Annotated in this window: 17 protein-coding genes and 1 tRNA gene; 8 read left to right on the top strand and 10 right to left on the bottom strand. The window is 64.5% G+C overall.

Features of this window, described 5'->3' with window-relative positions; genetic code table 11:
- Nucleotides 1-113: 113 nt before the first annotated feature.
- Nucleotides 114-773: a S24 family peptidase gene (locus IAE40_RS12475; RefSeq protein WP_234465131.1), complete on the bottom strand. Its 660-nt coding sequence runs from the start codon at nucleotides 771-773 to the stop codon at nucleotides 114-116.
- 130 nt (nucleotides 774-903) lie between these two features.
- Here IAE40_RS12475 and IAE40_RS12470 point away from each other — a divergent pair, with 130 nt between their 5' ends.
- From IAE40_RS12470 to IAE40_RS12460, 3 genes are all read left to right on the top strand, one after another.
- Nucleotides 904-1,212, top strand: a complete 309-nt coding sequence (locus IAE40_RS12470) for a DUF6124 family protein (protein ID WP_054894738.1) — start codon at nucleotides 904-906, stop codon at nucleotides 1,210-1,212.
- Between the two features lie 440 nt (nucleotides 1,213-1,652).
- Nucleotides 1,653-2,168 carry a DUF4880 domain-containing protein gene (locus tag IAE40_RS12465; RefSeq protein ID WP_200603253.1) on the top strand — a complete coding sequence of 172 codons (516 nt, stop codon included), beginning with the start codon at nucleotides 1,653-1,655 and terminating at the stop codon, nucleotides 2,166-2,168.
- A gap of 106 nt (nucleotides 2,169-2,274) precedes the next feature.
- Entirely contained in the window at nucleotides 2,275-3,423 is a 1,149-nt protein-coding gene (locus IAE40_RS12460) for a M14 family metallopeptidase (protein WP_200603252.1), read from the top strand.
- Nucleotides 3,424-3,458: 35 nt separating this feature from the next.
- On the opposite strand, the gene IAE40_RS12455 is transcribed toward IAE40_RS12460, so the two are convergent.
- The 7 genes from IAE40_RS12455 to IAE40_RS12425 all read right to left on the bottom strand — a co-directional run bounded on the left by IAE40_RS12455 (nucleotide 3,459) and on the right by IAE40_RS12425 (nucleotide 9,815).
- The gene (locus IAE40_RS12455) at nucleotides 3,459-4,430 is read right to left on the bottom strand and encodes a Csu type fimbrial protein (RefSeq protein WP_200603251.1); all 972 of its coding nucleotides are present in this window, start codon (nucleotides 4,428-4,430) and stop codon (nucleotides 3,459-3,461) included.
- A complete protein-coding gene (locus IAE40_RS12450; RefSeq protein ID WP_200603256.1) occupies nucleotides 4,427-6,724 on the bottom strand; it encodes a fimbria/pilus outer membrane usher protein in 2,298 nt (765 codons plus the stop codon). Before IAE40_RS12450 ends, IAE40_RS12455 begins: the two co-directional genes overlap by 4 nt.
- A 107-nt stretch (nucleotides 6,725-6,831) precedes the next feature.
- Nucleotides 6,832-7,611 carry a fimbrial biogenesis chaperone gene (locus tag IAE40_RS12445; protein WP_054894733.1) on the bottom strand — a complete coding sequence of 260 codons (780 nt, stop codon included), beginning with the start codon at nucleotides 7,609-7,611 and terminating at the stop codon, nucleotides 6,832-6,834.
- A gap of 51 nt (nucleotides 7,612-7,662) precedes the next feature.
- Nucleotides 7,663-8,166: a Csu type fimbrial protein gene (locus IAE40_RS12440; protein ID WP_197890252.1), complete on the bottom strand. Its 504-nt coding sequence runs from the start codon at nucleotides 8,164-8,166 to the stop codon at nucleotides 7,663-7,665.
- Nucleotides 8,167-8,169: 3 nt separating this feature from the next.
- On the bottom strand, nucleotides 8,170-8,703 hold the full coding sequence (locus IAE40_RS12435; protein WP_054894731.1) for a Csu type fimbrial protein: 534 nt from the start codon (nucleotides 8,701-8,703) through the stop codon (nucleotides 8,170-8,172).
- Between the two features lie 17 nt (nucleotides 8,704-8,720).
- Nucleotides 8,721-9,254, bottom strand: a complete 534-nt coding sequence (locus IAE40_RS12430) for a Csu type fimbrial protein (RefSeq protein WP_063544175.1) — start codon at nucleotides 9,252-9,254, stop codon at nucleotides 8,721-8,723.
- A gap of 33 nt (nucleotides 9,255-9,287) precedes the next feature.
- Complete coding sequence (locus tag IAE40_RS12425; RefSeq protein ID WP_054894729.1) at nucleotides 9,288-9,815, bottom strand: Csu type fimbrial protein; 528 nt, start codon at nucleotides 9,813-9,815, stop codon at nucleotides 9,288-9,290.
- A gap of 289 nt (nucleotides 9,816-10,104) precedes the next feature.
- Between IAE40_RS12425 and IAE40_RS12420 the strand changes: the two genes are divergently transcribed.
- Genes IAE40_RS12420 through IAE40_RS12410 form a run of 3 tightly spaced genes read left to right on the top strand, consistent with a single transcriptional unit; the run spans nucleotide 10,105 to nucleotide 15,233 of the window.
- Complete coding sequence (locus IAE40_RS12420) at nucleotides 10,105-12,348, top strand: ATP-binding protein (protein WP_200603250.1); 2,244 nt, start codon at nucleotides 10,105-10,107, stop codon at nucleotides 12,346-12,348.
- Nucleotides 12,349-12,372: 24 nt separating this feature from the next.
- Nucleotides 12,373-12,834 (top strand): response regulator, encoded by a 462-nt coding sequence (locus tag IAE40_RS12415; RefSeq protein WP_054894727.1) that lies wholly within the window; start codon nucleotides 12,373-12,375, stop codon nucleotides 12,832-12,834.
- Between the two features lie 11 nt (nucleotides 12,835-12,845).
- Nucleotides 12,846-15,233: a response regulator gene (locus tag IAE40_RS12410; RefSeq protein ID WP_125930317.1), complete on the top strand. Its 2,388-nt coding sequence runs from the start codon at nucleotides 12,846-12,848 to the stop codon at nucleotides 15,231-15,233.
- 98 nt (nucleotides 15,234-15,331) lie between these two features.
- On the opposite strand, the gene IAE40_RS12405 is transcribed toward IAE40_RS12410, so the two are convergent.
- Nucleotides 15,332-15,406, bottom strand: a tRNA-Gln gene (locus IAE40_RS12405).
- 291 nt (nucleotides 15,407-15,697) lie between these two features.
- Between IAE40_RS12405 and IAE40_RS12400 the strand changes: the two genes are divergently transcribed.
- Together IAE40_RS12400 and zapE are read left to right on the top strand one after the other, a co-directional pair.
- On the top strand, nucleotides 15,698-15,940 hold the full coding sequence (locus tag IAE40_RS12400) for a hypothetical protein (RefSeq protein ID WP_054894725.1): 243 nt from the start codon (nucleotides 15,698-15,700) through the stop codon (nucleotides 15,938-15,940).
- A gap of 107 nt (nucleotides 15,941-16,047) precedes the next feature.
- The gene (gene zapE, locus IAE40_RS12395) at nucleotides 16,048-17,124 is read left to right on the top strand and encodes a cell division protein ZapE (RefSeq protein WP_200603249.1); all 1,077 of its coding nucleotides are present in this window, start codon (nucleotides 16,048-16,050) and stop codon (nucleotides 17,122-17,124) included.
- Nucleotides 17,125-17,154: 30 nt separating this feature from the next.
- On the opposite strand, the gene IAE40_RS12390 is transcribed toward zapE, so the two are convergent.
- Nucleotides 17,155-19,044 (bottom strand): propionyl-CoA synthetase, encoded by a 1,890-nt coding sequence (locus IAE40_RS12390; RefSeq protein ID WP_200603248.1) that lies wholly within the window; start codon nucleotides 19,042-19,044, stop codon nucleotides 17,155-17,157.
- Nucleotides 19,045-19,058: the final 14 nt, after the last annotated feature.

Genomic DNA, 19,058 nt, shown 5'->3' with positions numbered 1-19,058 from the left:
CCGTGCCAGGCAGCGCGGTGTCTTTTTCGCGGGTAAACCCGCTCCCACAGGAGACTGGCCGATTTTGAACCCTTGTAGGCCGTGTGCCGCCCCTGCAGGAACACCGGGCGGGATCAATGCCGCCCGTGCGACCTCACCACCACGCCCAGCACTTCGAAATCCTCGCCGCACAGCAGCTTCGGGTAGGTCGGGTTCAAAGGCTTGAGGTACCGCTGCCCGCCATCCTCGACCAGTTGCCGGAACATCGCCGAGGTGCCCTTCTGTCTGGCGATCACCAGCTTGCCTGGCGCCGCCGGCACGCCCGGATCCACCAGCACCAACATCTGCTCGGGCACGCTGGGGCCGGTCGCTGCGCTCATCAGGTCGCCTTCGACCGGCAACCAGAAGGCCTTGCCCAGCGCCGCATAGTCGGTCTGCTCATAGACGATGCAACCCTCGGGCCACGGCCCGTCCAGCTCGGTCCAGGCCAGCACGGGGTAGCGAAAGCACATGATGTACTGCTGCAGGTCGTCGTCATCCCCGCCTGCCTCGGCCGCATAGGTGCCATTGCGTTCGGCCAGTTGGTCAATGCGTACCATGCGCAGCGAAACATGCAGGTGCGCCATGCCCAGGGCCTGCAAGACCTGGTTCATCATGCCCACCTTCGGCTGGCGAGTGCCGCGCAGCCAATGGCCAACACCGCCCTGGGTCACCCCAACGCGTTCGGCGAGTTGCTCCTGCGAAAGCCCCAGCTCTCGCATCCTTTGCTTGACCAGCGCGATCCATTTTTCCATCGCCCGCACGATACGGACTGCCCATCAGCGCTCAATACACATATTGTATTATTAATCTGATAGTCATGAGTACTTTTCGTATTAGTATTCGAGTGTACTGATTTCCCTATCACGCTCAACAGGTAACAGGATGAAACCGATGACACATCCAGAAAAGGATTTGGACGGCGAAGCCGCGCGTCGCGCGCTCGATTACTACCTCAACCCAACACCACCGCACACCAGCATCGACAGCGTGCCCTGGCGGCTGCGCGACGAGGTCTCCCCCGAGCAGGCCAACGCGCACGCTTTGGCCTTGTTGCGCTGCGCAGCCGCCACGGCGCAGCAAACCGGCAGCCACCAACAGGGCACGACTCGAGAGGTGCTGTTCGCACTGATGCATATGGTGAACATGGCCCGCGCGATGCTGGAGCAACGGCAAGCGCCACAGGGGCTATGAGAGACGGGAGTACGTGATGGCCGGGTAATGAACATTGCCCGGTTGCCGGACAGAGGAAGCGCACAGGAAATTATTTTTCTGGAGGACAGAAAAATCATTTGACTTGCAAATGATAACGATTATTATTGCACTCAGCAGGTCGCGAGACCCGCTGGATAACCTGGAGCCCTCAGGTCGGGCGCTCAGATTATCTCCTCATCAGGCTAATCACGGTTTTTGACCCGGCTTTTTGCCGGGTCATTTTTTTTGGCTCTTCAGGCTAATGAAGAAGGGTTAACGCATTGAATGGCCGCGATGATAGCAAAGGTGTGTCAATTCGTGAATGCGTGTTACAGCGTTTTGCGCAAACAGCACTTGAGAATCAATCTCGTTAAGATTAAGCTGCCTGCGCATCAGGGAGGATGCCCCCTCTCCCCCTCTTCTCGCGCAAGGAGCCGTCCATGACCCGTCTGCTGCTGCCCCTCGAGCATGGCCCGCAAGTCGTCCATACGCCTACCGAAGACGCGCTGCTGCATGGCCTGAAGCGCTTGCCGCGCCGGGTTCAGCAGGTGTTTCTGCTCAGCCGCCTCGACCAGCTCGGCATCGCTGACATTGCTGCCCGTCTCGACCTGCCCCTGCTGACCGTCGAGCGCCATCTCTTCCAGGCCCTGCAAAGCGCATTACCGCGTGGCGAACCGCTGGCCAGCATTGCCGGGCAATGGTACGTACGCCTGCAAAGCCCGGAAGCGACCACCTGCGAACGCATCGACTTCCGTCGCTGGCTGGACGCCGCACCCGAGCATCTGCAGGCCTTCGAGCAGACCGAATTGCGCTGGCGCAGCCTGCTGGCTCCAGCCCGCCAGTTGGGCCAGGATGGCGGATATCGCAATGGCCGCGCAGCACTCTCGATGGGTGGGTGTTCGATCGCCGTCGGCCTGGGCGTTGTCGCATTGATCGCCTTCGGCCTGCTCGGCTGATACGCCAGCGCTGCGCGCGAGGGCTTGTTGCGTGAGGGGCCAGCACAGACACCCCACCTGTCGTTGAGCTACAGTAGCGTCACAACAAAGCCACAGGAGTCTGGCAATGACCGTGACGCTGTCCCCACTGCAGATCGACTGCGATTTCGATTCCGGCAATATCCAGGTACTGGATGCCAGTGACCCGCGCCTGGTGCGCCTGGCCATCCGTCCCGACACCAATAGCAGCCACTTCCAGTGGTTCCATTTCAAGGTGAGCGGCCTGACGCTGGGGCAGACCCACCGCTTCAGCCTCGACAACGCCCATGAGTCCTCCTACAAGAACGCTTGGGACGGCTACCATGCCGTGGCGTCGTACGACCAGCAGAACTGGTTCCGCGTCCCCAGCAGCTTCGACGGCAAAGCCCTGGCGTTCGATTTCACGGCCGAGCAGCCAGAGGCCTGGTTCGCCTACTTCGAGCCCTATCCGCGCGCACGCCACAACCAGTTGATCGAGCGCGCGCAGAAGATTCCCGGCGTCGAGTTGCTGGCCAGTGGACGTAGCGTCCAGGGCCGCGACATTCCTCTGCTGCGTGCCAGCAAAGGCGCAGGCGCAAAGCGCAAGCTGTGGCTGATCGCCCAGCAGCACCCCGGCGAGCACATGGCCGAGTGGTTCATGGAAGGCGTGATCGACCGTCTTGAAGGCAACGATGCGACGCTTCAGCGCCTGCTTGCCGAAGCTGACCTGTACCTGATTCCCAACATGAACCCTGATGGCGCCTTTCTCGGCCACCTGCGCACCAACTTCAAGGGCAAGGACCTCAATCGCGCCTGGCAGGATGCGAGCGTCGAGCTGAGCCCGGAAGTGTTCTTCGCCCAGAGCCAGATGAAACTGCAGGGCGTCGATGCCTTCATCGATGTGCACGGCGACGAGGAAATCCCCCATGTGTTCACCGCGGCCTGCGAAGGCAACCCGGACTACACACCGCGCATCGCCAGGCTGGAGGAGCAGTTTCGCAGCACCCTGTGCAGCGTGACCAAGGACTTCCAGACCGTCCATGGCTACACCCGCGACCAGCCTGGCCAAGCGAACATGACGCTGGCCTGCAATGCGGTCGGGCAGACTTACGACTGCTTGTCGCTGACCTTGGAAATGCCGTTCAAGGACCACGACGACAACCCCGATGCCCGCTGCGGCTGGTCTGGCGCACGCTCCAAGGCACTGGCAGGTGCCGTGCTGGAAACGCTGGAAAGCATGGTCAAGGACCTGCGCTGATCACCTGCACCGCGCAGGCCCGCCCGCCGGGCACCTCAGAACTGCACATCGAGAATCACGCTGTCTGTGTAGGTCGCCGCAGGCGGCGTCGCCTGGTCGGTATAGACCTTGGCGTTGTAGTTGAACACCTGGCTGCCGGTACCTGTGCCGGCGCCAGGGTTGACGTTGGCGTCGCTGCTCGCGCGCCGGGCCGCGCCCACCGAACCCCAGCGCACGGTGCCGGCGCTCTTGAAGATGTCGTACGCCAGGTAGTTGTTCGCCGTGGACTTCATCCGCCGACGCCCGGCCGACACATTCTGCCCATCGTCCAGACCGACCGTATAGTTGCTGCCTTTGGTACAGGCGATGTTGATGCTCTGGTTCACCGTCGCGAACCCGGCCACCACCGGCGCACTGGCGAAACTGATGTTGGGGGTGGTGATCTGGCAGTCGTTGCTGACGGTCAGTGTCACTGTCAGGGTCTGCGTGCCGCTGCCGATGTCCCGCCCCAGGCAGATATTGCCCAGACCGATGCCTGAGCAATAGTTCCAGTCCCAGAAGATCGACAGGGTCTCGGTGTAGACGCCTGCCGCAACGTTGGCACCGACCACGGTGCGCAGGTACAGCGGCACCGACTTGGGCGAGGTCCCGTTGAGCAGCCCCAGGGCGTCGATGATGCCGTTGGGCGCGAAATCGAAACGGGTGCCGCGGCTGATCGGAAAGTTGGTGGTGTTGTTGGCGTAGATCGTATAGGGGATGACGTCGCCAGTTGGCCCGACCATGCCCGTGCGGGTGGAGGTGATGGTGGCGTAGAAATGGTCGCTGCTGGTCAACAGCGACAACAGCGAGCCGGTGCACGACAGCCCGGCATTTGTGGTCGAAGCCGGTTGCACCGTGGTGCGCACCAGCGTCGAATTGATCGTGCCGAAGGAGGCAGGCACCGTGGCCCCCAGCGAACAGGCCGACCACGCCTGAGCGCAAACGGCAGACAGGCCGACCCCCAGCACAACCCTGCCCAGGGCGTTCATCGGCACACCAGTGGGCCGATCAGCGGAATCGGCCCCTCCCCGTCAGGCAGGTCGAACTCGACCTGGCACTGCCCGCCATCGGCGACGTCCACCTGCAAGCGATTGTGCGCCGAGAGGTTCTCCAGGTAGACCAGGCCATCCCAGCCCACCACGGCCTCGCCGCCGCTCTGGGTGTCCCTGACCCGACTGCCCAGCTTGAGCTCCTGCTGGTTGGCATCGACCAGCACGATGCTCGCTGCCAGCACCCGCTTGAGCTGGAACTCCAACAGATAGCCACTGCCCCGACGCACCGCGACGCGTTGCTCGACCGTCGATGCCAGCACATCGGCGGGCAGCTCCATGGGGTCGATCTCGTACTTGCCGCGGTAGTAGCCGCTGCTGTAAGGCACCAACAGACGACCATTGCGGTCGGTGCGACCGACCACCTGGTTTTCGTAGCGCACCGGCACATCGGCGTAGCCACTGGTGCTGACGACCACGAAAGCATCATCGATACGGTTGGCGGCGAACATGCCCGAGTCCATCAGCACCAGCGAGCCGCTGGCATCGGCCCAGCGCGTCATCTCGTCGCTGCTGCCGTAGACCCCCGCCTGCAGCTGCACGGATTGCAGGCGCCAGGTGACATCGGCCTGCCGATAGGCGCCGCGATCACCACCATTGGCATAGCCCAGGTTGTACCCCACTCCACCACCCACCGGCACTGCGCGGCTGTAGTTGACCCGCTGCAGGTCCTGGCCGTCCTTGCTGCGCTCGGCGCTGAAGGCCAGGGTGCCATGGGTGTCGAACGGGACCACCAGCTGCGCCTGCACCGCCCACTGGCTGTCACCGACATCGCGGTTGGCCGACAGGTACAGGCTGCTGTTGCGCCACAACGGCTTGCTCCAGCTCAGGTTGATCAGCCGCGTGCGCGAGCCATCCCCTGCGCGTACGTCGAAATAGCCAGCACCGACGCTGCCGTAGCGATCCAGGTTCAGGCTTACGGTCGCCTGCTCGCTACGCGTGCTCAGGCGGGTGTAGGGGTTGTCGACCAACGTCAGGTCGGCGTAGTCGCCATGCCGCTCGATCCGCTGGTAGTTGAAGCCGATACGTCGGCTGTTGTACTGGTAACCCAAGGCCACCTGCTGCCCGGTGTCGCCCTCTAAACGGCTCTGCGCCACGGCGGCGTTGAGCACACCGAAGGTTCCCAGGCGCAGGTTGCCCCCCAGGCCACCGAGCATCATCGACTCGGCCGTTTCGGCATGGGTCTCGAGGGTGAAGTAGTCGGACACACCATGGCGCAGGCTCGCCGAGGCAACCGCCGGCCCGTAGCCGAAATCCTTCACGGCATAGTCGCGACGAAGGCTGCCGGCAGCCACCGAAAAGTCCGACAGCCCCTCGGCCAGCAAGCTGCTGGTCACGTAGAACGGCAAGGTCGTCGAGACCTGGCGCCCGAGCGCATCGGTGGTCACCACCACGGCTTCGCCAGCACCGTTGATGAACGGCACGTTGGTGAGGGTGTAGGGCCCAGGTTGCAGATCGGTGGTGCTGGTCTTGTAGCCGTTGATGAACAGGTCCAGCGAAGTGGGTACCGCCGCCTCGCCCGCAAAGGCCGGCAGCGGATAGGTGACCAGATCCGGGCGGGCGGCGAAGTCGCGGGACACCTGCAAGCCGCCGACCCGCACCGAGCTGCTCCAGGGCAAGGCGCTGGTGACCAGATCGCCTGCCTCGTAGGTCAACAGGCGCTGCTCGTCGGTGAAACGCCAGGTGGTGTCGTAGCGCAGGAAACCTTCGCGGCTCTGATTGTTGGGCGCGCCGTTGAACGATTCGCGCCACTGCCCGGTGGTGGAGAAGGTGCCCCAACTGTCGAACACCCGCAGCTCGTTCCAGGCGGCAAGATAGGTGCCGGCATCATCGGTGTCGTTCAGGTACAGATCGTAGTTGAGCAAGGCACCGAAACTGCTGCGCGCATCGCTGGCCGGGTACAGGTTGCGCCCGCCGAACTGCTGGTCGGGCAGCCAGGCCGGCGGCACCTGCAGCAGCAGGCGCTGGTTTTGGCTGTCGTAGTCCACGTGCAGGCCGGCGATACTCTCCAGCGCCACCTCGCCTTGAGGATCGCCCGGCACCAGGATGCCCGCCGCACGCAGCGCATCGCTGGCCACATACAGTCGCCCAGCGCGCTGCTGCACCGGCACCAGCTCAGCCTTGGGCACCTGGTTCACCAACAGATCCAGGTACAGGGTGGCATCGGCAATTGCCGTGCTCTCTGCCGGGGGTGGCGGCAGATCGCCGGCCACGCCAAACACCGGCCCGAGCATCGCTAGACCCAGCCACCATCGGCGCGCCGCTCGCCGCCAGCCACTCACACACGGTTTCCAACCATCGGCGGGTCCTCCCTGGCCCCTCCACTACCCGCGTTTGCAGGTCACTGCCCTTGGCTGATGGCCTGAGCCACCTCCTGGCCATTGACCCGTCCCTTCAGCACGCTGCTTGCGCCCAGTGCGGCCGGTGCCGGCCAGCGCATGCTGGCCCCCGGCAGCACATAACCCAGCAAACCCTCGACCAGCGGTTTCTGCTGGCCCCCTTGCTGCAGCACCACATCGGTGAGGCGCGCATGCACCGGCCCGGTGTTGCGCAGCTCGACATACGGCTTGCCCTGTACCGTCACTGCACGCCAGCTCAATTGAGGCTTGCCGACACCTTCGGCGCTACGCTTGCCCTCGGGGTCGGGCTTGCCCCACAGGCCTTCGCCATACACGAACAGCGGGACCGAATAGCGCATCTGCAGGCGAATGGCTGCCTTCGGCCCTTCGGTATTGCTATCGGGCGGAGTTGGCGAGGGGATCTCGTCGATGATGATCCGGTAGGCTTGCTCCTGGCCCACCGGCGAGGTACCCGTGCGGGTCAGCCGGATCAGTTGCTTCTGACCTGGCGGAATATTGGCCACAGGGGGGCTGCCGATGATCTCGCGCTGCGCCTGGAACTGCTCCTGATAATCGCCCTGACGCCAGGCGAACACCCGCACTTGCAGGCTGGCCGGCGCGCTACCGCGGTTCTCCAGCCATAGCGCGCCGGCCTTCTGGTCGGCCTCGAGCACCGGATCGATCGGCCAGATCAGCACCGACGTCGCTGCTGCCACCGGCAGGCTGGCCAGCAGCAATGCCCCGATGATGATGTTCCGCGCCGTGTTCGCCCCTGCCCCCATGCCGCTCTCCTCTGTCTTGTCGATAGCCGTGCCTGAACGTGCGGATCACCGTCACCAGGTCACTGTCACTTGCACTACATCGGTGTAAGTCCCCGCCGGCACATTGCCGGGCAACTGGATGCGGCCATACACCGGCAACTTGATCGCCGTCGGATCGCTATAGCTCACCGGCACGCTGGTACCGATGGTCAGGGCCAGGCTCAACGCCGCATCGCGAAACAGCTGGTAGGCCACCAACTGCGTGCCGCCACTGCGCTTGAGATTGCGCGTGCCGCTGGCACTGTTCTGCCCGCCATCGAGGCTCATGCTCAGGGTCACGCCCGGCGTACATTGAAAGGTCACCGTGGTGCCGCCCAGCGCGGTGCTCAGGGTGGCGGTGGACAGCGCCGACTGGGTGCCGAAATCGAGTACGCCGTAGGCGCTCACGCCGCCGACCACCAGGCAGCCTGCGGTGATCTGCGCGCTGACCTGGAAGGTACTGGTGGTCGCTGCCGTCGAGGGCGACGTCCACACCAGCCACAGGCCCGCCAGCAGTGCGTGGGGCCAACCGCGCATGGGTCAGAAGGTCAGCTCGACCGCGACCGTGTCGGTGTACACCCCGGCCGGCAGGCCCGCCTTGCCGCGCGCCTGACCGTACAGATTGACGGTCTGGGCGACACCCGTGCTGGTCGGCAGGGTGATGGTGCCGTCGATGGCCAGCAGTTGCGTACGACCGGTGTCGGTGTAGAAGTCGTACGGCACGAAGTTGCCAGCGCCATCGGCCAACGCGCGCGTCCCGCCGCTGGATGCTCCGTCGTGGGCACCGGCCCGCACACGAATCGCCGGCACGGTGCCAGCCGAGCAGAGAATGCTCATGGCCCCGCCGCCGCCACCGAGCACCTGGCCATTGGCAGTGGTGAACAGAGCATCCTGGGTGCCGAAGTTCAGGCTACCGAAATTGAGCCCGGAGGTGCCGGCGCTGCCATTGACCTGGCAGGCCGAGATCAACGTCAGGGTCGAGTTGATCGTCCCGGTCACGGTGGCCGCCTGGGCCTGGGCCGCCAGGGCAAGACCCAGGGCGGTGAGGATGCAGCGGATCGATGTGCTTGCCATGGGAATCTCCTTGCGTGTTACCAGTCCAGGGTTACTCGAAGGGTGTCGCGGTACAGCCCGGCCGGCAGCGCGCGCGGCTGCGCAACCACCACACCGTAGATCGGGACGGGCACCTGCTCGGTGCCTTGGATGGTGAAGGTGCGGGCCTGGCCGATGCCATAGCGGCTGTTGCCACCAGGGTCGACGGCCAGTTGATAAGGGATCAGCTCACGGCCATTGCTCAGTTGGCGTACGCCGCCACCGCCATTGAGGCCTTCGTCGATGCGCACGCTGAACGCACGCACCTGAGGCGTGCAACTGATCTGCAGGCTGCCCTGCCCGCCCGCCTCGTCGACACGGGTGCGCAACGGCCCGTCCCAGGTCGGCCCCTGTGCGCCGAAATCCATCAGTCCGGGATTGCCAAGGGTGGCCGGTTGCTGGTCGCTGCTGATCTGGCAGGCGCTGCTGATCACCAGCCGTGCCTGGATGAACCCGGTGGTGCTGCCATGCGCCGAGGTGCCGGGCAGCAACAAAGGCCCGAGGGTCAGCAGCAGCAATGAGGTACGGTTCATGTCGGCGCGTCCTTGTGCATGTGGATCCGCTCCCTACCAGGTGACCGTGACTTTCAGCAGGTCGGTATACAGACCGGCTTTCGGTACCCAGGCCAGACGGTCGATGCGGGCATACAGCGGGAGTTCCACCGAGCCGCTGTCCGGCACCCGCGCCGATTGTGCGACGTCTACGGCCAGCGGCTCACGCCAGGCAGCGTCGCGATAGAGACGATAAGGGATTGGGCGCAGTTGCCGATCATTGCCGCCCAGATAACGCACCTCGCCCACCCCGCCATGCTGGCCGCCATCGACCCTGACCTGATACGGCGTATCGGGATTGCATTCCAGGCGTGGCGGGCGTTGGGCAAGCAGTACGCCGCTCAGTGGCGCATCAGGGCCGTCCAGGCGCGCGGCACTGCCCAGGTCGATTCGACCCAGGGCCTGCGCACCCGCGTCGCGCGGTTGGTTCACCAGCATGCAGCCTCGCTGCACCTGGACCCGCACTTCGACGAGAAAATCCGCCGCTACGGCACTACCACTCAACAACAGGCCCAACAGCGAGGCCAGCAAGCGCTCCGTCACCGAATATCCCTTCCAGTGTTCCCTGTGCTGTTCTGAGCGTAGCAGTAGGATTGGATCCTGCTAGCGCGTGGGAAATTTCTCGACTCCTCAGCCCTCGGCCAAGCCTCGCCCTAGGGCCTGCGGTGGGGAACTTATACAAATTTCAAACTCACGTAGAACCTCCCCGAGCAATAGCCCTCAAATGGCCATAACCCCGGCGAACACGCTGACTTTCTGATACCTTGCACAGTGCACGACCTGTGCCAGACGCCTATGGCCACCGCTTGCGGCCACGACGGGAGAGCTTTTCTTGACCACCGCCCAGAACGCCTTCGATCAAGCCGTGGAACGCTGCGCCCAGGAGCCGATCCAGGTTCCAGGCAGCATCCGGCCCCACGGCTTTCTGCTGGTACTCGACGAACAGGACCTGCGTATCCTGCAGGCCAGCGAGAACGCCCAGCGCTGGCTTGGCATCCCCACCCCGGCGCTGATCGGCTGCACCCTGCCCGAGCTGATGGATCAGGGTTTCGATGCCCGTCGCAAGTTCGCGCGCCTGCCCGAAGACGAAATCTTTCCCTTCCACATCGGCGACGTGAAACTGCGTGAAGGTGCGCCCTGTACCGATAATCTGCGCCTGCTGGCCCACCGCCACGACCAGGTACTGATTGCCGAGTTCGAGCCCTGTCGCCCGGCCGCCGCCCCGGGTGAGCACGACGACTACTATCCGCTGGTGCGCGCCTTCGTCAGCAGCCTGCACCAGGCCACGAGCATCGAGGAACTGCTCCAGCAGTCGGTGGTGCAGATCAAGCGCATCACCGGTTTCGGTCGGGTCAAGGCCTACCGCTTCGATGCCGAGGGCAACGGCCAAGTGCTGGCCGAAGCGGCCGATCCCGGCTATCCAAGCTACCTGGGCCTGTGCTTCCCTGCCTCGGACATTCCGCGCCAGGCTCGCGAACTGTACAAGATCAACCGTATCCGCCTGATCGAAGATGCCAACTACCAGGCCTCGCCCTTGATTCCCAGCCACAACCCTCGCACCGGCAAGCCTCTGGACATGAGCTTCGCGGCCCTGCGCAGCGTCTCGCCCGTGCACCTGCAGTACATGCGCAACATGGGCACGCTGGCGTCGATGTCGGTGTCGATCATGGTCGATGGCGAGCTCTGGGGGCTGGTGTCCTGCCACCACCAACAGCCGCGCGCCCTGGATTTCCGCACCCGCGCCGCCTGCGAACTGCTGGGCAGCGTACTGTCGCTGCAGATCGAGGCCCACGAGGCACACAGCGCGACCCGCACCCTGCTCGACTTGCGCCAACGTATCGTGCACATGCTTTCGGCCATGGCCGACTACGACAGCGTCAGCGACGGGCTGCTCAGCCTGCCCGATGTGCTGCTGGATTTCGTCGGCGCCAGCGGTGCCGCAATCATCAGCGCCGAACGTTGCGACCTGATCGGCCACGCGCCGCCCGAAGCGCTGGTCAATGAACTGGTGCAATGGCTGTCCAGACGCGGTGACGATGGCGTGTTCAGCAGCGACAACCTGGGCCGCGACATCCCCGAGCTGCCCGCCCTGGCCGAACACGCTGGCGGCGTGCTGGCGGTGGCCATCTCCCAGATTCATTCGCACTATTTGCTGTGGTTCCGCCCCGAGCAGGTGCGCACGGTCAACTGGGCCGGCCAACCGCTCAAGGAGGTCAGCGCCCAGGGCAACCTCAGCCCACGGCACAGCTTCGACAGCTGGCAGGAAGAGGTCAGCGGCTTCTGCGCCGCCTGGGACCCGTTGGTCATCGATGGCGTGGCCGAACTGCGCACCGCTGTGCTGGGCATCGTGCTGCGCAAGGCCGAGGAACTGGCGCAACTGAGCGGTGAACTGCAGCGCTCGAACAAAGAGCTCGAGGCCTTCTCCTACAGCGTCTCCCACGATCTGCGCGCCCCACTGCGGCACATTGCCGGCTACTCCGAACTGCTCAGCGAAGTCGAGGGCGAAGGTCTGTCCGAACGCGGCCAGCGTTTCCTCAAGCACATCGGCGAGGCCGCGCATTTCGCCGGCACACTGGTGGACAACCTGCTCAATTTCTCGCAGATGGGCCGCTCGGCCCTGCGTCTTTCGGATGTCGACCTCAATGCGCTGGTCGACAACATCCGCCTGGAATTCGCCCCGGATTACAGCGGCCGCGAGATTGTCTGGGAGATCGCGCGCCTGCCCAAGGTGATCGCCGATCCTGCCTTCATCAATCTGGTGCTGCAGAACCTGATCGCCAACGCGATCAAATACACCCGCGGGCGCGAGCCTGCACGCATCGAGATCGGTGCACACGAGCACGCAGACCGAATCGAGATCTTCGTGCGCGACAACGGCGTGGGCTTCGACATGACCTACGCCAGCAAGCTCTTCGGCGTCTTCCAGCGTCTGCACCGCATGGAAGACTTCGAAGGCACCGGCATCGGACTTGCCAGCGTGCGCCGCATCATCGAGCGGCACGATGGTGAAGTCTGGGCCGAGGGGGAGGTCGACAAGGGTGCCACCTTCCATTTCGCCCTGCCTGTCATCCGTTGAATACCTGAGGTAACCGTACTCATCATGCTCAAACCGATCCTGCTGGTCGAAGACAACCCCCGGGACCTGGAGCTGACGCTCCTGGCCCTGGAACGCAGCCAGTTGGCCAACGAAGTCATTGTCCTGCGCGATGGCGCCGATGCCCTCGACTACCTGCTGCGGCGTAACGCCTACGCGACACGCGACGACGGCAATCCGGCGGTGCTGCTGCTCGACCTCAAATTGCCAAAAGTCGACGGCCTGGAAGTGCTCAAGGAGGTGCGCGCCACGCCAGAACTGCGCAGCATTCCCACCGTCATGCTGACCTCCTCGCGTGAAGAACCCGACTTGCTGCGCGCCTATGAGCTGGGTGTCAACGCGTACGTGGTCAAGCCGGTGGAGTTCAAGGAGTTCGTCGCCGCCATTTCCGAGCTCGGGGTGTTCTGGGCCGTGCTCAACGAACCACCGCCCGGCTCGCTGCGCCTGAACCGGCGTGGCAGCAACTGAAGGCGCCGACGATGCAAGCCACTTCGCTGAAACTGCTGATGGTCGAAGACAGTTCGATGGACGCCGAGCTGAGCCTGTTGCGCCTGGAGCGCAGTGGTTTTCAGGTCCAGTCGCACCTGGTGTTCGACCATGCCGGGGTGGAGCACGCGCTGCTTGAGGGCAGCTACGACCTGATTCTTTGCGACTGCGTCCTGCCCGGTTCCTCCGGCACCGATGTGCTGGCCATCGCCCAGCGCCTGGCACCGGACGTGCCCTTCATCTTCCTGTCCGGCATCTACGGTGAAGAGCACGCGGTGGAGATGATCCGCCTGGGCGCCACCGACTATGTACTGAAGAAAAACCTGCCGCTGCTGCCCAAGGCCGTGCGCCGAGCCCTGACCGAGGTGCAGGAGCGCCAGCGGCGGCGCCGTGCCGAGGAAGCGCTGGCCGATGTCGAGGCGCGTGCGCGCATTGCCATCGACGCCGCCGGCATGGGCACCTGGGACTACCGCCCGCAGGAAGACCTGCTGCTGTGGGACAACCGTTGCAAGGCCCTGTTCGGTCTGCCAGCCGACGCGGAGATGAGTCTGGAGGTGTTCTACGCCGGCATTCATCCCGAAGATCGGCCCCATGTCAGCCAAGCCGTGGAACTGGCGATGCAGCCAGACAGCGACGGCCACTACCGCGCCGAATTCCGCATCGCCGCTCCCGGCAACCTGGAACCGCACTGGCTGCTGTCCACCGGGCAGGCACAGTTTGTCGATGGCCGCTGCGTGCGTTTTTCTGGTGTGCTGCAGGACATACACCAGCAACGCCTGGCCACCCAGGCGCTCAAGCAGCTCAATGAAATGCTCGGCGAACGGGTCGAGCGCCGCACCCGCGAGCGCGACCGTGCCTGGGAGCTGTCGCAGGACTTGCTCGCGGTGCTGAACAAGGACCTGACGCCAGTGGCACTGAACCCGGCATGGGAGGCGGTACTGGGCATCAGCCGCGAGCGCCTGAGCCAGACGTCGCTGCTGCACCTGTTGCCCGAAGCCGAGCAGGAGGCCTTTCTCGAAGAGCTGGCCGCCCTCGCCCATGGCCGCACCAGCGCCCGTTTCATCGGCCGTATCCAGCATGCCGGCGGGCAGCAGCGCTGGCTGTCCTGGGTGGTGGTGCCGGAAGACACGCTGTTGTACGTGGTCGCCCGTGACATCAGCAGCGAGCGCGAATCGGCGCTGGGGTTGGCCGAGGCCAACCGCCGACTGCGTGACCAGATCATCGAGCGCGAACGCATCGAAGCGGCCCTGCAGCAGATGCAACGCCTGGAAGCGGTGGGCCAACTCACTGCGGGCGTGGCCCATGACTTCAATAACCTGTTGACCGTGATCCTCACCGGCACCAGCTTCGTCGAGCGCGACCTCGACAAAGGCGACCTGGCCAAGGCGCGCAGCCGCCTGAAGCATGTGCGCGAAGCCGGCGAGCGCGGGGCCAAGCTTACCTCGCAGTTACTGGCCTTCTCGCGCCGCCAGCGCCTGGAACCCGTGCCGCTGCACCTCAACCACACCCTGGCCGGCCTCGAGGAACTGCTGCGGCGCACCCTGGGCGGCAATATCTCGGTGCGCCTGGATCTGGACAGCAGCCTGTGGCAGGCCCTGACCGACCCGACCCAGACCGAGATGATCATCCTCAACCTGGCGATCAACGCCCGCGACGCCATGCCAACCGGCGGCCAGTTGACCCTCTCGACCCGCAACATACGCATCGAGGCCCTCGCCCAGCGCCCGGAAGACCCCGAGCCTGGCGAGTACGTGATGCTGTCGATCCGCGACACCGGGTGCGGCATGAGTGAAGAAGTGGTGGCTCGGGTCTTCGAACCGTTCTTCACCACCAAGGATATCGGCAAGGGCTCGGGCCTGGGCCTGGCTCAGGTGTTCGGCTTCGCCAAGCAGTCAGGCGGCGGCGTGCACATCGACACGGCACCCGGGCTCGGTACCCAGGTCAGCGTCTACCTGCCGGCGGTCAAGCAAGTCGACCTTGATGAGCCGCAGACGCTCGCAGTGCCGCAAGGTGCATCGCTCAACGGCCACGACCGAGTGGTGCTGCTGGTGGATGACGATCACCTGGTCCGCGACATGATCGGTGACGTGCTGCGCCTGCACGGCTACCAGGTACGCCAGGCCCACAGTGGCGAGCAGGCCTTGGCCTTGCTCGACGAACGCATCGATTTGCTGCTCACCGACTTCGCCATGCCCGAGTTCAATGGCGCCCAGTTGGCCCATGCTGCACGCGAGCGCTACCCTCGCCTGCCCGTGGTGTTTCTCACTGGCTACGCCGAACTGGAAGGGCTGGAGTTGCCCGGCAGCCTGGTCATGCAGAAGCCCGTGCAAGCCGAAGACCTGACCCGGGCACTGAACGATTTGCTGGGGGGAGCGGAGTAAGCCAGGATGGCGCGCCATGCGCGCGCCACCTGACGAGCAGACACAAAAAATCGCCAGGCTGACTTGCAGGCTGGACGCTTGAGAATGCTTGGAAATAATGGCAGGGGCGGCTGGATTCGAACCAACGCATGGCAGGATCAAAACCTGCTGCCTTACCGCTTGGCGACGCCCCTGTATCGAATTCGCTGACAGCTACGTGTGTTGCTGTGCTGGAATGGGCCGCACTTTACCAACATTCTTTTCGGCTGGGAACCCCCGAGTTGAAAAAAATTGCCGGAAAACAGCAAGTTAGTGTCCTCTACTCGAAGGTGATCCAACCACACCCGTTGCCTTGGGCGCCACTCGCCCTTGAAAGGGTTGGCACAGGCAACCGTCTGTCGGTTTTTTTCCGCCTCGCTTCAACGCATGCGCCTTTACCCATTCCAAGCAAGTAACCACCGCTTGCGCATCACAAGGAGGGCGCCATGCCAGTTTCACACGACCTGTATCAGGACCTGCACTACCCACGCGAAATCGTTCAACAGCGACGTCAGCAGGACAAGACACTGGATCGCCTGCTGGACGACTACATGGACCTCGACAACCAGGTGCTGGCTGCCGAGTCGATTTCAGCGGGCAACTTTGTGGACGAAGACCTGCGCCACCTCAAGGAAAAGCGCCTGGCCGTCAAGTTCATGATCGAACGGCAGCTGGAGCGCAAGGCCTGATCGGCGACCTATCGCGCCATGCGATCACTGTGGCGTACATTCTCGACTGGTCAAACGACGCAGGCTCGCGCAAGCTGCGTCTGCCCTCGTCATTCGGAGCCGTCGCCTTGTCCGCCTGGATTCAAAACCCCCTGCGCCACCTCGGCCAGCGCCTGCGTACCTGCCCCCCAATCGACACTACGCTGCTGACGCACTTCCAGGGCAAGGCCGGCGAACGCGGCTATACCCTGAGCGAAGGCCAACACCGGGTGATCGAGGCCATGGCCACGCAACTGGCCGCCCTCGAACAGGGCCAGGCGCGCAGCCTGTACCTGCATGGCTCGGTCGGTCGAGGCAAGAGCTGGCTGCTCGACGGGTTCTTCCAGGCCGTGCCGACCACAGCGAAACGCCGCCTGCACTTTCATGATTTCTTCGCCCGCCTGCACGAAGGCATGCACCGCCACCGCGCCCTGGACGATGCGCTGGGGGCCACCCTGGATGCGTTGCTCGGCGATTGCCAGGTGCTGTGCTTCGACGAGTTCCACGTTCACGACATTGGCGATGCAATGCTGCTCACCCGCTTGTTCGGTGCACTGTTCGAGCGGGGTGTGTTCTTGCTGGTAACGTCCAACTACGCCCCGGAAGGGCTGCTGCCCAACCCGCTGTATCACGAGCGCTTCCTGCCGGTGATACGCCTGATCAACAGCCGCATGCAGGTGCTGGAGGTCGGCGGCGACACCGATTTTCGCAGCCTGCCGGCCAACCGCGAGCAACAGCGCTTCACCCAGGGCCACTATGTCTGGCCAGCCGATGCCACGCAGCGCCAGATCCTTGCCGTGCCCGCCGCGCAGGCACTCACGCTGGAGGTGAATCGCCGTCCGCTGCGCGCGCTGCACAGCCATGAGCGACAGGTGATGTTCGCCTTCGACGACTTGTGCGAACAACCCACTGCGGTCATCGACTACCTGGCCCTGGCCGAACGTTTCGACCACTGGATCATCGATGGCCTGGATGATCTGTCGGCCTGTTCACTGGCGGCGCAGCAGCGCTTCGTCAACCTGATCGATGTGCTGTACGACCAGGACAAATCGCTGCTGGTGCTGGGCAAGCGCAGCCTGGAGCAAAGCCTGGGCGGGGCGATCAACGACCTGATGCGCACCCGCAGCCGGCTGGGGCAACTTCAGCAGATGGGGCCTGCGGCCTGATGGGCCGCGCCTGCCGGTGACACCGCGGCCTTATCCCGCCCTTGGCAGGTCCGCCAGCACACCTTCTATCTCAGGCAGTACCGCCGGGTCATCCAGCGTGGACGGCGCCACGTAGTCCACGCCATCGGCAATCTTGCGCAGCACCGCACGCAGGATCTTGCCCGAGCGTGTCTTGGGCAGGCGCTTGACCAGACGCACTCGATTGAAACAAGCCAGCGCCCCGATCTGCTCGCGCACCTTGGCCACCAGTTCGGCCTGCAACTGCTGTTCGGCAATGCCCTGCCCGTCCTTGAGCACCACCAGCGCCAGCGGTACCTGGCCCTTGATCTCGTCGTGCACGCCGATCACCGCGCACTCGGCCACCGCAGGATGCTGCGCCACCAGGTCCTCCATCTCGCCGGTAGACAGCCGATGCCCGGAGACGTTGATCACATCATCGGTGCGCCCCATGATGTAGACGAAGCCGTCATCGTCCAGGTAGCCGCCGTCACCGGTGTGGTAATAGCCCGGATAGCTGTGCAGGTAGGCCTGCAGGTAGCGTGGGTGGTCGCCCCAGAGCGTCTGGCTGCAACCTGGCGGCAACGGCAAGGCGATCACGATGGCGCCCTGCTGGTTCGGCCCCAAGGGGCGCCCCTCATCGTCCAGCACCTGCACGTGATAGCCCGGCACTGCACGATTGCTCGAACCCGGGCGTGCAGCGCTGCCCTCGAGCCCCACGCACGGCGCGGTGACCGGCCAGCCGGTCTCGGTCTGCCACCAATGATCGTGCACAGGTTTGCCACTGACCCGCTCCAGCCACTGGTGCGTGCTGGAGTCGAGTTTCTCGCCGGCAAGGAACAACTGACGCAGCGAACCCAGATCATGACGGCGGATCAGTTCGCCATCCGGATCTTCCTTGCGGATCGCACGCATGGCGGTCGGTGCGCAGAACAGTGCATTGACCTTGTACTGCTCGACCACCCGCCAGTACGCCGAGGCATCCGGGGTGCGAATCGGCTTGCCTTCGTAGAACACCGTGGTGCAGCCGCTCATCAACGGCCCGTAGACGATCAGCGAATGGCCGACCACCCAGCCCACGTCGGAAATCCCCCACCACACATCGCCCGCCTGCATACCGTAGACGTGACGCATGGCGTAGCACAGCGCGACCGCATTGCCGCCATTCTCACGCACGATGCCCTTGGGTTTCCCGGTGGTGCCGGAGGTGTACATGATGTACAGCGGGTCGCCTGCGTCCAGTTCGACCGGCGCCACCGGCTCGGCATCGGCCACCGCCGCCTGCCAGTCCAGGTCGCGCCCAGGCTGCAGCTGCGCGCGGGCCTGGGGACGTTGCAGCACCAGCACATGCCCAGGCTGGTGCCGGGCCAGTTGCAGGGCGCGATCGACCAACGGCTTGTATTCGATCACCCTGTCGAACTCGAGGCCACAGGACGCGGTGAGCAGCAGGGTCGGACGCGCATCGTCGATACGCAGGGCCAATTCGTTGGCGGCAAAACCGCCGAACACCACCGAGTGCACCGCGCCGATCCGCGCGCAGGCCAGCATGGCCATGGCTGCCTGCGGCACCATGGGCATGTAGATGATCACGCCATCACCCTTGCCCACGCCGAGCGCGCGCAGCAGACCGGCCAGGCGCGCGACCTCGTCGCGCAATTGAAGGTAGGTGAAGGTCTGCGCGGTGCCGGTCACAGGCGAGTCGTAGATCAGCGCCAACTGCTCGCCGCGGCCTTGCTCGATCTGATGGTCCAGGGCCAGGTAGCTGCTGTTCAGGCGCCCGTCAGCGAACCAGCGGTGGGTGCCGTCCGGGTTGTCCTGCAGGGTGAGCGAGGGTTTGCGGTGCCAGGCGAGCTGCTCGGCCTGGGCTTGCCAGAAGCTGGCGGGATCGGTGATGGAATGCGCGTAGCTGTGCTGATAGGTCATTGGTTCGCAACCCG

It is taken from the genome of Pseudomonas sp. S44 (assembly GCF_016624805.1).
GTDB lineage: Bacteria > Pseudomonadota > Gammaproteobacteria > Pseudomonadales > Pseudomonadaceae > Aquipseudomonas > Aquipseudomonas machongensis.
The sequence above is the reverse complement of the archived record's forward strand: the minus strand, read 5'-3'. Positions and strand labels throughout refer to the sequence as shown.

Excerpts from the sequence above, each read along its gene's own strand:
- IAE40_RS12475 (WP_234465131.1), bottom strand. The coding sequence starts at position 773 with ATGGAAAAATGGATCGCGCTGGTCAAGCAAAGGATGCGAGAGCTGGGG.
- IAE40_RS12470 (WP_054894738.1), top strand. The coding sequence starts at position 904 with ATGAAACCGATGACACATCCAGAAAAGGATTTGGACGGCGAAGCCGCG.
- IAE40_RS12465 (WP_200603253.1), top strand. The coding sequence starts at position 1,653 with ATGACCCGTCTGCTGCTGCCCCTCGAGCATGGCCCGCAAGTCGTCCAT.
- IAE40_RS12460 (WP_200603252.1), top strand. The coding sequence starts at position 2,275 with ATGACCGTGACGCTGTCCCCACTGCAGATCGACTGCGATTTCGATTCC.
- IAE40_RS12455 (WP_200603251.1), bottom strand. The coding sequence starts at position 4,430 with ATGAACGCCCTGGGCAGGGTTGTGCTGGGGGTCGGCCTGTCTGCCGTT.
- IAE40_RS12450 (WP_200603256.1), bottom strand. The coding sequence starts at position 6,724 with ATGCTCGGGCCGGTGTTTGGCGTGGCCGGCGATCTGCCGCCACCCCCG.
- IAE40_RS12445 (WP_054894733.1), bottom strand. The coding sequence starts at position 7,611 with ATGGGGGCAGGGGCGAACACGGCGCGGAACATCATCATCGGGGCATTG.
- IAE40_RS12440 (WP_197890252.1), bottom strand. The coding sequence starts at position 8,166 with ATGCGCGGTTGGCCCCACGCACTGCTGGCGGGCCTGTGGCTGGTGTGG.
- IAE40_RS12435 (WP_054894731.1), bottom strand. The coding sequence starts at position 8,703 with ATGGCAAGCACATCGATCCGCTGCATCCTCACCGCCCTGGGTCTTGCC.
- IAE40_RS12430 (WP_063544175.1), bottom strand. The coding sequence starts at position 9,254 with ATGAACCGTACCTCATTGCTGCTGCTGACCCTCGGGCCTTTGTTGCTG.
- IAE40_RS12415 (WP_054894727.1), top strand. The coding sequence starts at position 12,373 with ATGCTCAAACCGATCCTGCTGGTCGAAGACAACCCCCGGGACCTGGAG.
- IAE40_RS12410 (WP_125930317.1), top strand. The coding sequence starts at position 12,846 with ATGCAAGCCACTTCGCTGAAACTGCTGATGGTCGAAGACAGTTCGATG.
- IAE40_RS12400 (WP_054894725.1), top strand. The coding sequence starts at position 15,698 with ATGCCAGTTTCACACGACCTGTATCAGGACCTGCACTACCCACGCGAA.
- IAE40_RS12390 (WP_200603248.1), bottom strand. The coding sequence starts at position 19,044 with ATGACCTATCAGCACAGCTACGCGCATTCCATCACCGATCCCGCCAGC.